Source organism: Actinomadura sp. NEAU-AAG7, from assembly GCF_018603865.1.
Taxonomy (GTDB): Bacteria; Actinomycetota; Actinomycetes; order Streptosporangiales; family Streptosporangiaceae; genus Spirillospora; species Spirillospora litoris.
Genome location: NZ_JAHFZY010000002.1, coordinates 525,674 through 537,855, shown reverse-complemented (window position 1 = coordinate 537,855; position 12,182 = coordinate 525,674). Strand labels below are relative to the sequence as shown.

Below are 12,182 nucleotides of genomic sequence, written 5' to 3'. Positions count from 1 at the left end.
CGAGAGGAACGGAGCGCGCATGAAGGCCATCGTCGCCAGGGAGACCGGACCGCCCAGCGTCATGACGTGGACGGACATGGAGCCGCCCAGGCCCGCGCCCGACGAGTGCGTGGTGAAGGTCGAGGCGTGCGGCGCGTGCATGCACGAGGTGCTCGTCCGCCGGGGCGACCGTGCGCAGGGCACCGGCTTCCCGATCATCCCCGGGCACGAGGTCGTCGGCGAGGTCGTCGAGATCGGCGCCGCCGTCGTGGACTTCGCGGTCGGCGACCGGGTCGTCGCCAACCAGCGGCAGCGCGTGTGCGGCAAGTGCCGCGAGTGCCGGACGGGCCGCGAGACCCGCTGCCCGCGCAAGGTGTTCCTCGGCGACATCGGGCTGAACGGCGGCTACGCCGAGCTGGTCGCGGTGTCGGACGGCAGCCTGGTGAAGGTGCCGCCGGGCATCACCTCCCCGCACGTCGCGATCGCGTCCTGCGCCATCGGCACCCAGCTCAACGCGCTGCGCGACGTCGCGCACCTGGAGATCGGCGAGACCGTGCTGGTCACCGGCGCGGGCGGCGGCGTGGGGCTGCACGCGATCCAGCTCGCCAAGGCCTCCGGCGCGCGGGTCGTCGCGCAGACGACCTCGCCGGAGAAGGTCGAGGCGGTCCGGCAGGCGGGCGCGGACGAGATCCTGCTGGTCGAGCGGGGCGCCGACTACAGCAAGGACGTCATGGAGGCCACCGCCGGCCGGGGCTGCGACATCGTCCTGGAGAACGTCGGCGCCGCCTCGTTCCTGTCGAGCATCAAGACCGTGGCGCTGCACGGCCGGCTCGTGCTGGTCGGCGAGGTGCAGAAGGTGCCGCCGCCGGTGGAGGTCGACCTCGTCGGCTGGCGCGGCCGCGACATCACGATCCACTCCGCCGCCAGCACCACGCGGCGGCAGCTCGAAGACGTGCTGACGCTCATCGAACGGGGCCTGGTGACCCCGGTGGTGACCGACACGCTGCCGATGTCGGAGGCGGCGCGGGCCCACGAGATCCTGGAGAGCGGCTCGGCCACCGGGCGGATTCTCCTGGTCCCCGACACCGCGGCCTGAACTGTGGAAGGAAGACGACGATGAGACGTCGTAGGTCGGGCTCTCTTGCGTTTCGCGTGGCGCTTCCGCTGGTCGCCGCCGCGCTCGTGGCGGCCGGCTGCGGCGGCGGCGACTCGGGTTCCAAGGAGAAGGGCGAGAACCTGCGCACCGTGAAGGTCGCGCTCGCCATCAAGGCGATGAACTCCAGTTTCGCCGCCATTCCCGTGGCCCGCTATCTCGGCTATTTCAAGGAGGAGGGCCTGAAGGTCGAGACGACGTTCACGCCCGGTTCGACCCAGGCGATCCAGGCCGTCGCCGCCGGGCAGTTGGACATCGCCGCGCCGGTGCCGCAGTCGCTCATCCCCGACGCGGTGACGAACAGGTCCGACCAGCGGATGTTCTTCAACTGGGCGCGGTCGCAGGTGGCGAGCTTCGCCGTCGAGGACGCCGGCCCGATCCGGGGCTGGCAGGACTTCAAGGGCAAGAAGATCGGCGCGCAGAGCCTCGGCAGCGGCACGATCCCGCTGGCCAAGGCGCTGCTGCGGGAGCAGGGCCTCGACCCCGACAAGGACGTGCAGTTCGTGTCGGTCGGGCTGGAGGCCGCCGCCTACCACGCGATGCAGAGCAAGCGCATCGACGCGCTGATGCTGTTCGACTCGCAGTACGCGGCGATGGAGAACCTCGGCGCGAAACTCCGCTACTTCAACTCCCCGCTGGGGAAGCGGCTGTTCTCCACCGGGTTCTCCGCGAAGCAGTCGTTCATGCAGGCCAACCCGAAGGTGATCGAGGGATTCGGGCGGGCGATGGCCAAGGCGAACGTCTTCGCCACCGCCAACCCCGAGGCCGCCATCAAGATGATGTACAAGATCTATCCGAAGACGAACGTCCCCGGCGTCCCCGAGAAGAAGAAGATCGCCGACAACAAGCGCATCCTCGCGCTGCGCACCACCTATCTCACGAGCGGCGACCCGTCCGGCCACAAGAACTGGGGATCCTTCCCCGAGGACGGCGTGAAGGCGTGGAGCGACTTCTCGGTCACCACGAAACTCACGCCGAGCGCTTTCAAGGCCGACCAGATCGTCACGAACCAGTTCGTGCCGGCGTTCAACGCTTTCGACGCCCAGCAGATCACGAACGCGGCCAAGACCTACGAGTTCGGAGGCTGAGATGGCGACGACAGGGCACGCCGTCGAGCTCGCCGGCCTGCGGCACGTGTTCGCGGGCCGGGGCCGCGGCCGGCGGGCCGTACACGGGGTCGAGGCGGTCAAGGGCGTCGACCTGACCGTCGAGCCCGGCGAGTTCGTGAGCATCGTCGGGCCGAGCGGCTGCGGCAAGAGCACGATCCTGAAGATGATCGCGGGCCTGCTGCGCCCCGCCGAGGGCGCCGTGCGCGTCTGGGGCGAGCCGGTCACCGGGCCGCGCCGCGACATCGGCATCGCGCTCCAGGACGCCACGCTGCTGCCGTGGCGGGACGTGATGTCCAACTGCCTGTTCCCGGTCGAGCTGCACGGCAAGGTCACCGCCGAGGCCCGCGAGCGGGTGACCGGGCTGCTGGAGCGGGCCGGGCTCGCGGGCTTCGAGTCCCGCCGTCCGAAGGAGCTGTCGGGCGGTATGCGGCAGCGCGTCGCGATCTGCCGGGCCCTCGCCGACGACCCCCGGCTGCTGCTGCTCGACGAGCCGTTCGGCTCCCTGGACGCGCTGACCAGGGAGCAGATGAACATCGACCTGAACCGCATCTGGCGGGAGTCGGGCAAGACCGCGATCCTCATCACCCACGGCATCGACGAGGCGGTGCTGCTGTCCACCCGGGTGGTCATCCTGTCCGAGCGTCCGGGCACCGTCGTGGAGGTCGTCACCCCGCCCTTCCCGAAGGCGCGGACCAAGGAGCTGATGGCGACGCCGGAGTTCGCCGAGGTGTGCGGGCGGATCCGCGACCGGCTGTTCGCCTCCGAGCAGAGGGTCGGCGGATGACCGCCCCGGCCCCCGCCGCGAACCTGGGGGCGGCGGCGCGCTGGGGCGGGCTGGTCGCGGTCACCGCCGCGCTGCTGCTGGCCTGGCAGATCCTCCCGTCGGACGTGCAGGGCGACGGCAGCTCGGTGCCGAAGCTGGACGCGGTGCTGAAGGCGCTCGGCCCGTCCGGCGAGTGGGGCGCCTACCTGAAGGCGCTGCGCGTCACGCTCGGCGAGGCGTTCTTCGGGCTGCTGATCGGCTTCGCGGCCGGGGTGGTGCTCGGGGTGCTGCTGGGCGAGTCGCGGATCCTCCGGCAGGGCTTCTACCCCTACGCGCTCGCCCTCCAGGCGCTGCCGCCGATCGCGCTCGCGCCGATCTTCGTGATCTGGTTCGGGCTCGGCATGCAGTCCAAGATCGGGCTGGTCGCGGCGGCGACGCTGTTCCCCGTCCTGGTGAGCACGATGGCGGGCGTCGCCGAGACCGACCGCGGCCGGATCGAGATGGCGACCGCGTTCGGCGCGTCCAAGTCCCAGATCCGGCTCCGCATCGTCTTCCCCGGGCTGGTGGTGCCGATCTTCTCCGGGCTGGAGATCTCGGTGGTGCTGTCGTTCCTGGCCGCGATCGCCGGGGAGCTGATCAGCGCCAACGCCGGAATCGGCGTGATCTTGCAGGTCTACCAGCGCGACTACCGGCTGGCCGAGGAGTTCGCCGTGCTGATGATCCTGGTCGTGGTCGGGCTGGCGCTCGCGCTGCTGGTGCGGCTCGCCCGGCGTCTCGTACTGGAGCGCATGCCCAATGAATAAGGTGACCGAGGCGCCGGACGAACGCGTCAGACCGCGACGCGATCTCGAACCGAGGCGCTCACCGCTGGCCGGGCCGCTTGGAGCGGCCGCCTTCGTGCTGCTGCCGCCCCTGCTGGTCGGCCTCGCCGGGGTGCTGGCGATCCAGCTCGTGATCTCCCGCTTCGAGATCAGCGGGGTCGTGATCCCCAAGCCGACCGAGGTCTGGGAGATCATGAGCTCGGACCTGTTCCTCGACCAGGTCGGGCAGAGCGCCTGGGAGACCTGGAAGGCCACGCTCATCGGGTTCGCGCTGGGCGCGGGGGCGGGCGTCGCGCTCGGCGTGCTGATGGCCGAGTCCCGGACGGCGCGGTTCATCCTCTACCCCTACGTCGTCGCGTTCCAGTCCCTCCCCAAGATCGCGCTCGCCCCGGTGTGCGCGCTGTGGCTCGGGTTCGGGCTGACGATGAAGTTCAGCTTCGCGGCGATGCTGGCGTTCTTCCCCGTGCTGATCGCGACGCTGTCGGCGCTGTCGACCGTGTCGGAGACGCGGCTGGAGATGGCGACGGCGTTCCACGCGGGACGCTGGCAGCGGTTCCGCCGGATCTCGCTGCCCTCGGCGGTGCCGGGCATCGTGTCCGGGCTGGAGATCAGCATGGCGTTCGCGCTGATCGGCGCGATCGTCGGCGAGTTCGTCGCGCCGTCGGCGGGCGGGCTCGGGCAGCTCCTGCTCACCTACAGCGAGGCCATCAACGTGGCCGCCGAGTTCTCCGTGCTGGTCGTGCTGATGCTGCTCGGCGTCCTCCAGAACAAGATCCTGTTCGGGCTCGTCCGGCTGGGCACGCGAAGGTTCTTCGAGTCCTCCCGATGACGGGCCCGGTCTATGACCTGCTGGTCAGGGGCGGCCGGGTGCTCGACCCGGGCGAGGGCCTGGACGGGCGCCGCGACGTCGGGGTCCGCGGCGGTGTGATCGCCGCCGTGGAGCCCGCCCTCGATCCCGCGTCGGCGGCGCGGGTGCTGGACGCGCGGGGCGCGCTCGTGTGCCCCGGGCTGGTGGACGCGCACGCGCACGTCTACTGGGGCGCGACGTCGATCGGCGCCTGGCCGGACGAGGTGTGCGCGGGCGGCGGCGTCACGACCGTCGCCGACGGCGGCAGCAGCGGCACCGACACGTTCGCGGGCTTCCGGCGCTGGATCGCGGGCGGCTCGCGCACCCGCGTCCTGTGCCACCTCAACCTCGCGCGGATCGGGCTGACCGGGCTGGTGGGGGAGCTGCGCCCGGACCTCGTGGACCCCGGCGGCGTGGCGCGGCTGATCCACGAGCACCCCGACCTCGTGGTCGGGATCAAGCTGCGGCTGTCGGCGACGATCACCGGCGGGCCGTGCCGTCCCATGCTGGAGTTGGGCGCGCGCGTCTCCGCCGAGACCGGCACGCCGCTGCACGTCCACATCGGCGGCACCGCCGAGCCGCTCTCCGAACTGCTGCCGCTGCTGTCGCCCGGCGACATGGTGACGCACTACCAGACACCGCGGCCGAACGGTTTGCTGGACGATTCCGGCGTGCTGCTGCCCGCCGCGCGCGAGGCCCGCGACCGCGGCGTGCTCTTCGACTGCGGCCACGGCATGAGCCACTTCGGCTTCGCCGTCGCCGAGGCCCTGCTCGCCCAGGACTTCCCGCCCGACACCATCAGCAGCGACCTCAGCCGCCGCTCCTTCCCCGCCCTCGCGCCCGGCCTGCTCACCGTCATGAACAAGTGGCTGGCGCTCGGGATGCCGCTCGCCGACGTGGTGCGCGCCGCCACCGCGTCCCCGGCCGCCGCGCTCGGCTGGGCGGGACGGATCGGCGCACTCCGCCCCGGCGCCGAGGCCGACATCGCGGTCCTGGACTGGGAGGAGGGGAGCTTCACCTACGCCGACGCCCTGGGCGAGCACCGCCCGGCCCGCCGGCGGCTGGTCCCGGTGGCGACCATCCGGCGAGGAACGATCTCATCAGCGGGATCAGGACGTCGGGACGGTCCAGCGGGATGATGTGGCCGCAGTCCTCGACCACGTGGCCGGTGAGGTCGTCGGCGAGGGGCCGCAACTGGCGTTCGAGGACGTCTCCGACCGGATGCGCGCCGACGGCCATCGTGGGCACGGTGAGGCGGTGCGCGTCCGCCGCGTCCTGGATCTGGCGGGCGCTCGCGGGCAGCGCGCGGTAATAGGAGAACGCGCAGCGCAGGGCGTCCGGGCCGGTGTAGGCGGAGACGAACGCGTCCCTGATCGGACGCGGCACGTCCCGGGCGCGCGTGCCGGAGTCGAGGAACCAGTCGACGTACTCGGCCTCATGGCCGGCCAGGACGGTCTCGGCGAGACCCGGGACGGAATGGAAGCCGAACCACCAGGGCGCGGGGCGGCCCTCGGCGCCGGGCAGCCGGCCGAGCAGCGACTCCATGAGGACGAGCCGCCGCACGCGCTCGGGCCGCCGCATGGCCAGCAGGAACGCCGGCGGGGCGCCCGCGTCGATCCCGGCCACCGCCGCCGCGGGCTCGCCGAGCGCGTCGAGGAGCGCCTCGGCGTCGGCGGCGAGGGTGGCGGCGTCGTACCCGTCCGGTGCCCTGGCGGTGCCGCCGGTGCCGCGCATGTCCGGGGCGATGACGCGGTGGCGGCCGGCGAGCGCGGTGATGACCTCCGTCCAGAGCCGCCAGGTGTGCGGGAAGCCGTGCAGCAGCAGGACGGCGGGCCCGTCCCCCGCCACCGCCACGTTGAACTCGATGCCGTTGGCGGCGACCCGCCGCGTCGCGGGGAGTGAGGCCATGCCGAGCCCTTCGGGGTAACCAATGGTGACAAGCTGACCATAGGTAACCTGTGCCGCAGGTCCAAGAAGGCACTTTCGCGACAGGTGGTGAGTTCCAGGTGACCCCCTCCCCGAAGAGCGGCGCGCGCGGCGACCTCTTCGACCCGCTGTGCCCGACCCGGCGGCTGCTGGACCGCATCGGCACGAAGTGGACGTCGATGGCGGTGAAGGTGCTGGCCTCGGCCGCCCCGGGCGAGCTGCGCTTCGCCGAACTCCAGCGGCGGATGCCCGGCGTCTCCCAGAAGATGCTGTCGGTGACGTTGCGGAACCTGGCGCGGGACGGCCTGGTCGTCCGGCGGGTGGAGCCGACCGTGCCGCCGCGCGTCCACTACCGGCTCACGGACCTGGGCCTGTCGCTGGAGGAGGTGCTGGCCGCCGTCCGCGACTGGGCCGAGGAGCACATGGCCGAGATCGACGCGTCCGGCGCAGGGTAGCCCCGCTCGGCGCCGATCGGCGCGCGTTGTTCATTCAATGGATAACGTTCACATGTCGCGGATCCTGGTTCCGGGGCGCCAGCCGAGCATGCGGGAGATGCCGAGGCCGCTGGCGATCACCGGTGGCAGCACCGCGCGGGGGTTCACCGAGCCCGCCCGCACCACCACCGACAGCGCGGCGACGACCTGCCCGTCGCCGTCCACGATCCGGGTCGCGATCGAGTCGGCGCCGGGGGTCAGCTCGCCGCGCACGCTCGCGTTGCCGGTGCGGCGGCAGTCGGCCAGTTCCGCGCGCAGGGCGCCCGGGTCGACGGTGGTCTCGGGCGTGAACCTGCGCAGCGGGCCCGACAGCACCCGGTCGATCAGGTCGGCGCCGCCGTGCGCGAGGACGACCTTGCCGACCCCCGAGCAGTGCAGCGGCAGCCGCCCGCCCACCTGGGAGACCAGCTCGGGCGCCTGCGGCGCGGACAGCCGCTCGATGATCACGGCCTCGGTCCCCTCCAGCACCGCGAGCTGCACATGCTGGTGCAGCGCGGCGTAGAGGTCCTCCATGAACGGCTGGGCCTGCGTGCGCAGCGACTCGGTGAGCGGTGCCAGCGTGCCGAGCTGCCACAGCCGCAGGCCGATCGTGAAGCGGCCGTCGTGCCGGCGGGTCAGCGCGCCGGCGTCGGTCAGCTCCATGGCCAGGCGGCGGACGGTCGCGTGCGGGAGGCCCGTCCTGCGGACCAGGTCGGCGAGGCTCAGCACGCTCTGGCCCGGCCGGAACGCGAACAGCACCTCCAGGAGGCGGGAGCTGACGCTCCGGCCCGGCTCGCTGGTGCGCGGCATGGCGCGGCCCTCCTCTCGTTGACCCGCGAGGATAGCCGACGGTGTCCATAGGATGACCAGCCGCGCGCCCCGGGAGGGGCCGCCGGGGCAGCATGGCGTCGTCAGCACGCAGGCGACGACCGTGGGAGTCCAGGAGATGCTCGGGCCGGACGGCGGGACACCGGAGATCGCGATCATCGGCGGCGGGATCGGCGGCCTCGCGGCCGCCGCGTTCCTGCGCCGCGCGGGTCTCCGCGGCACGGTGTACGAGCAGGCACCCGAACTGCGCGAGGTCGGCGCCGGGCTCGTGGTGGCGCCCAACGCCGCCCGGCTCCTGCGCAGGCTCGGCGTCCTCGGGCCGCTGCTGGAGCGCGCCGTCCGGCTGGAGGTCGGGTGGGAGTTCCGGCGCTGGCGGGACGGGAGGGTGCTGTCCGCCGAGGACCTCGCGACGGCCTGCGAGCGCCTCTACGGCGAGCACACCTACACGGTGCACCGCGCCGACCTGCTGGAGGCCCTCGGGCGCGCCGTCCCGCCGGGCGCGGTCAGACTGGGCGCGCGCTGTGTCGCACTCGACGTCCGGGGCGAGCGCGTGGCGCTGCGGTTCGCGGACGGCGCGGTCGCCGAGGCGGACGTGGTCGTGGGTGCCGACGGGGTCCACTCGGTGGTCCGCGCCGCCGTCGCCGGGCCGCGGGAGATCGCCGACTCCGGCCTGTGCGCGTTCCGCGCCCTGGTGCCGGGCGAGCGCGCACCCTCGTTCGCGCGGCGGCGCGCGCAGACGCTCTGGATCGGACCGGGCCACCACCTGGTGCACTACCCGATCTCCGGCGGGCGGTTCGTGAACCTCGTGGCGTTCGCCCCGGCGGGCGGCGACTCGGTGGAGTCGTGGACGGCGGGCGCGACCGTCGAGGAGTTCCTCGCCGAGTTCGACGGCTGGGACCCCCGGCTCGTCGGCCTCATCCGCGCCGCCCGGTCGCCGGGGCGCTGGGCGCTGCTGGACCGCGCGCCGCTGCCCGCGTGGAGCCGGGGGCCGGTCACGCTCCTCGGCGACGCCGCGCACCCCATGTTCCCGTTCTTCGCGCAGGGCGCCGCGCAGGCCGTCGAGGACGCGGCGGTCCTGGCGCGCTGCCTCGCCGAGGACGCCGCCGACCCGCCTCGGGCACTGCGGCGCTACGAGGCGCTGCGCCTGCCCCGCACGACCCGGTTGCAGGAGGTCAGCCACGCGCGGTCGGAGGTCAACCACCTCCCGGACGGCCCGGACCAGCGCGCCCGCGACGCGTCCTTCACCGCGACCGACCCGCTGGTCGACAACGGCTGGATCTACGAGTACGACCCCGAATCCCCGGACCACCAAGGAGTGACGCCATGAAGGTCTTCGACGTACGGGAGATCACCACGGGGGTGGACGCGGCGCTCGCCGTGGTCGAGAACCCGAGGCACCGGCACATGCTGAAGAACTACCGCAGGCACGCGCTGCTGGAGGTGTCGGGTTTCTGGGAGGACATCCTCGTCCCCGAGATGACCGTCGACCACCCCCTCTACCGGCTCACCGAGCGCGGGCGGACGCACGTGTGCGACGGTATGAAGGAGGTCCGAGAGTTCTACCGCGAGATCGTCGACAGCGGCGTGAACGTGTTCGGCGCGCTCGACGAGCAGGTCGCCGTCTCCGATTACGGAATCTTCATCGAGGCCGTTTTCGCGCAGGTCGTCCGAGGCGCCGACGCCGCGCTCGCGGGCGAGGACGTCGATCCTGACGGCACTTATCAGATCTCGCATCGGTTCGCCGCCGCCTGGCCCTACCGCGACGGGCGGCTGGCGGGCGAGTTCATCTACGACGACACCGGCAGCTGGCGGTTCGACGAGGTCGACCCGTCCGCGCTCATGTCCCCGGCCGAGGCCCGCGAGGCCCTGGCGCCCCTTCTGGCGCAGAGCCCGCTCGCCGAAATTGAGAACGGTCTGCGCCTGTTCAGGGCCTGAGCCCGAAAGGAGGGCGGGATGCCGCCGCTCAACGGCCGCTACATCGACGTCCACGCGCATTTCACGCCGCCGTCCACAGAGGACGAGCGCGTGCGCGGCTGGCAGGCGATGCTGGCCAAGGGAATCTATTTCCGCGAGCCTCATCATTGGTCGCCGGAACGGACCCTGGCGTACATGGACGCGTCAGGAACCGCGATGCAGATGCTCAGCAATATTCCCGCTGAATTGCGGAGGCTCCGCGCGTCGAACGACTACGGCGCGTCGCTCGTGCGGCGCCACCCGTCAAGGTTCGGCCTTCTGGCGGCGCTTCCCACCGACGACCCACCGGCCGCCGCGGACGAGGCGACGCGGGCCCGCGACGCCCTCGACGCCGACGGGTTCGCGGTGACGACGCACTACAACGGCGTCCATCTGGGCGACGCGTCGCTCGATCCGCTGTGGGAGCGGCTCGACGACTGGGCGGCGGTGGTCTTCGTCCATCCCGACGCGCGCCTCCCGCCGACGCTCGACCACCCCGCGCCGCTCTACGAGGTGGCCTTCGACACCGCGCGGACGGTGTTCGACATGGTCTTCCGCAAGACGTTCGCGCGCTTCCGGAACATCACCTTCGTGATCGCCCACTGCGGCGGCGCCTTCCCCGCCCTCACCGGACGGCTCGGGCTGCTGGGGAACGAGTCATGGGTCCCGCAGGGAGTGACGGCGGACGACGTCGAAGCGCAGACGTCCTCGCTCTATGTCGACACCGCGGCGACGGCGTTCCCGCATTCCCTGCTGCCGGCGGTGGCGACGGTCGGAGCCGGCCGCATCGTCTACGGCAGCGACTGGGGCGCGCCCTGCACGACTGAGTCAACGGCCGAGACGAACCGCAGAAGCCTCAGGGAATGCGGCGCGCTGACCCCCGAGCAGGCGGCCGCCATCGGCGGCCGGGCGCTCGACCTCTTCCCCCGCGCGGCACGGCGCATGGCCGACGCCGAGTAGAACCGCCGCGCCGCACAGCTCCCCCCACCGCGAAGCGCCCTCTTCGGCGCGCCCGCACATGTCCCGGTCCAACCCATGGGGAGTCTTTTCATGTCCGCCATCAGGCGTGCCCATCGGCAGAACACCCTCGTCCTCATCATGTTCTTCGCGGCCGGGATCGTCTTCCTCGACCGCTTCGGCATCACCTTCCTCTTCCCGCAGATCGGCGAGGAGTTGCATCTGAGCAACAGCCGCCTCGGGGCACTGGTCTCGGTCACGGCGGTGGCGTGGGCGGTCTCCAGCCTCATCTTCTCCGCCGTCTCCGACCGGCTCGGCGGCAGGACGAAATGGATGATCGTCGCGAGCCTGGTGCTGTTCTCCTGCTCGGTCGGGCTGATCGGGCTCGCCCCGAACTACGGGACGATGCTGCTGCTCCGCGCGCTCATCGGCTTCTGCGAGGGTCCCGCCCTGCCTTTGATCCAGGGCGCGGTCGCCCGGTCGTCCCCGCCGGAGCGGCGCGGGCGCGACATGGGCGTCGTCATCGCCGGGACGCTGCTCATCGGCAGCGCGCTGGCGCCCGGCATCATGATCGGCCTCGCCGCCGCATGGGGCTGGCGGCTCGCGTTCCCGCTGGTCGCCGTCCCGGGCCTCGCGGTCGCGGCCCTCGTCGCGGTCTTCATGCGCGAGGGCGGCCCGTCCGGCGAGGACGCCCCGCGCGTCAGGGCGCGCGACTTCCGGCGCCTGTTCGCCGACCGCAACGTCCCGCTGACCCTCCTCGGCTCGACCGTCTGCATCGGCTCCAGCATCGGGTTCGGCACGTTCGCGCCCTCCTACCTCCACGACGAGGGGCTCTCCCGGGGCGCCGCGACGCTCGTCCTCACCGCCTACGGCTGCGCCATCGCGCTCGGCAGCGTCCTCGCCCCGGCCGTGTCGGACCGCGTCGGACGCAGACCGGCGCTGTTCGCCGCCGCCATCGCCAGTGGGCTCGTGCCGGTGTGCTTCGTGGTGTTCGCCCATTCGGTGCCGATGCTCCTGGTGTCGCTGGTCGTCGGGCTGGTGGCGGGCGGGTCGCTGACGCTCGTCACCTACGTGGTGCCCGGCGAGTCGGTGCCGCGCGAGCTGATGGCCACGGCGTTCGCCCTCCAGATCGCCGTGGGCGAGACGGTGGGCGGGGCGCTCGGACCGCAGATCGGCGGCGCGGTCGCCGACGCGACCGGCGACCTCGCGGACGCCCTGCTGCTGTACGGCGCGGCGCCGCTGGTGCTCGCCGCGGTGGCCCTGCTGATCCGCGAGACCGCCCCCCGCGCGGCCGGGGCGGCGGCCGCGCGGGACGCTCCGGACGCGGGCGGCGAGGCCGTCCTCCCCTGACCAGCGCGAAGGCCCGCCCCCTC

The 12,182-nt window shown here is 72.6% G+C and carries 12 protein-coding genes and 1 pseudogene; 11 read left to right on the top strand and 2 right to left on the bottom strand.

The features are described from left to right. Nucleotides 1–19: 19 nt before the first annotated feature. The 6 genes and pseudogenes from KLI87_RS11865 to KLI87_RS11840 all read left to right on the top strand — a co-directional run. Nucleotides 20–1,075: an alcohol dehydrogenase catalytic domain-containing protein gene (locus tag KLI87_RS11865; protein ID WP_156217801.1), complete on the top strand. Its 1,056-nt coding sequence runs from the start codon at nucleotides 20–22 to the stop codon at nucleotides 1,073–1,075. 56 nt (nucleotides 1,076–1,131) lie between these two features. After that, nucleotides 1,132–2,220 (top strand): ABC transporter substrate-binding protein, encoded by a 1,089-nt coding sequence (locus KLI87_RS11860; protein ID WP_173390820.1) that lies wholly within the window; start codon nucleotides 1,132–1,134, stop codon nucleotides 2,218–2,220. 1 nt (nucleotide 2,221) lies between these two features. Further along, entirely contained in the window at nucleotides 2,222–3,025 is an 804-nt protein-coding gene (locus KLI87_RS11855) for an ABC transporter ATP-binding protein (RefSeq protein ID WP_156217803.1), read from the top strand. Next, nucleotides 3,022–3,807 carry an ABC transporter permease gene (locus tag KLI87_RS11850; RefSeq protein ID WP_156217804.1) on the top strand — a complete coding sequence of 262 codons (786 nt, stop codon included), beginning with the start codon at nucleotides 3,022–3,024 and terminating at the stop codon, nucleotides 3,805–3,807. The genes KLI87_RS11855 and KLI87_RS11850 overlap by 4 nt, the downstream gene beginning before the upstream one ends. Before the next feature lies 1 nt (nucleotide 3,808). After that, entirely contained in the window at nucleotides 3,809–4,654 is an 846-nt protein-coding gene (locus KLI87_RS39970) for an ABC transporter permease (protein WP_214616985.1), read from the top strand. Next, nucleotides 4,651–5,658 (top strand): annotated as a pseudogene (locus KLI87_RS11840) (amidohydrolase family protein); the annotation flags it as partial. The gene KLI87_RS39970 and the pseudogene KLI87_RS11840, both read left to right, overlap by 4 nt. Before the next feature lie 28 nt (nucleotides 5,659–5,686). Here the strand turns inward: KLI87_RS11840 and KLI87_RS39965 are convergent. Continuing rightward, the gene (locus KLI87_RS39965; protein ID WP_308165977.1) at nucleotides 5,687–6,580 is read right to left on the bottom strand and encodes an alpha/beta hydrolase; all 894 of its coding nucleotides are present in this window, start codon (nucleotides 6,578–6,580) and stop codon (nucleotides 5,687–5,689) included. 98 nt (nucleotides 6,581–6,678) lie between these two features. Here KLI87_RS39965 and KLI87_RS11835 point away from each other — a divergent pair, with 98 nt between their 5' ends. Beyond that, on the top strand, nucleotides 6,679–7,053 hold the full coding sequence (locus KLI87_RS11835; RefSeq protein WP_308165976.1) for a helix-turn-helix domain-containing protein: 375 nt from the start codon (nucleotides 6,679–6,681) through the stop codon (nucleotides 7,051–7,053). Between the two features lie 48 nt (nucleotides 7,054–7,101). Here the strand turns inward: KLI87_RS11835 and KLI87_RS11830 are convergent, their stop codons facing one another. Continuing rightward, entirely contained in the window at nucleotides 7,102–7,881 is a 780-nt protein-coding gene (locus KLI87_RS11830; RefSeq protein ID WP_156217808.1) for an IclR family transcriptional regulator, read from the bottom strand. Between the two features lie 52 nt (nucleotides 7,882–7,933). On the opposite strand from KLI87_RS11830, the gene KLI87_RS11825 reads away from it, so the two are divergent. From KLI87_RS11825 to KLI87_RS11810, 4 genes are all read left to right on the top strand, one after another. Further along, a complete protein-coding gene (locus KLI87_RS11825; protein ID WP_250903745.1) occupies nucleotides 7,934–9,226 on the top strand; it encodes an FAD-dependent monooxygenase in 1,293 nt (430 codons plus the stop codon). Then, nucleotides 9,223–9,834 (top strand): hypothetical protein, encoded by a 612-nt coding sequence (locus KLI87_RS11820; protein ID WP_214616983.1) that lies wholly within the window; start codon nucleotides 9,223–9,225, stop codon nucleotides 9,832–9,834. The genes KLI87_RS11825 and KLI87_RS11820 overlap by 4 nt, the downstream gene beginning before the upstream one ends. Before the next feature lie 18 nt (nucleotides 9,835–9,852). Continuing rightward, the gene (locus KLI87_RS11815) at nucleotides 9,853–10,812 is read left to right on the top strand and encodes an amidohydrolase family protein (RefSeq protein ID WP_214616982.1); all 960 of its coding nucleotides are present in this window, start codon (nucleotides 9,853–9,855) and stop codon (nucleotides 10,810–10,812) included. Nucleotides 10,813–10,902: 90 nt separating this feature from the next. Continuing rightward, nucleotides 10,903–12,159, top strand: coding sequence for a nitrate/nitrite transporter (locus KLI87_RS11810; RefSeq protein WP_214616981.1), 1,257 nt, complete (start codon nucleotides 10,903–10,905; stop codon nucleotides 12,157–12,159). The last annotated feature ends 23 nt before the right edge of the window (nucleotides 12,160–12,182 follow it).

Bases quoted from the DNA above. Each gene is read 5' to 3' on its own strand.
- KLI87_RS11815 (WP_214616982.1), top strand. From the start codon at position 9,853: ATGCCGCCGCTCAACGGCCGCTACATCGACGTCCACGCGCATTTCACG.
- KLI87_RS11855 (WP_156217803.1), top strand. From the start codon at position 2,222: ATGGCGACGACAGGGCACGCCGTCGAGCTCGCCGGCCTGCGGCACGTG.
- KLI87_RS11810 (WP_214616981.1), top strand. From the start codon at position 10,903: ATGTCCGCCATCAGGCGTGCCCATCGGCAGAACACCCTCGTCCTCATC.
- KLI87_RS11850 (WP_156217804.1), top strand. From the start codon at position 3,022: ATGACCGCCCCGGCCCCCGCCGCGAACCTGGGGGCGGCGGCGCGCTGG.
- KLI87_RS39965 (WP_308165977.1), bottom strand. From the start codon at position 6,580: ATGGCCTCACTCCCCGCGACGCGGCGGGTCGCCGCCAACGGCATCGAG.
- KLI87_RS11820 (WP_214616983.1), top strand. From the start codon at position 9,223: ATGAAGGTCTTCGACGTACGGGAGATCACCACGGGGGTGGACGCGGCG.
- KLI87_RS11825 (WP_250903745.1), top strand. From the start codon at position 7,934: ATGACCAGCCGCGCGCCCCGGGAGGGGCCGCCGGGGCAGCATGGCGTC.
- KLI87_RS11830 (WP_156217808.1), bottom strand. From the start codon at position 7,881: ATGCCGCGCACCAGCGAGCCGGGCCGGAGCGTCAGCTCCCGCCTCCTG.
- KLI87_RS11865 (WP_156217801.1), top strand. From the start codon at position 20: ATGAAGGCCATCGTCGCCAGGGAGACCGGACCGCCCAGCGTCATGACG.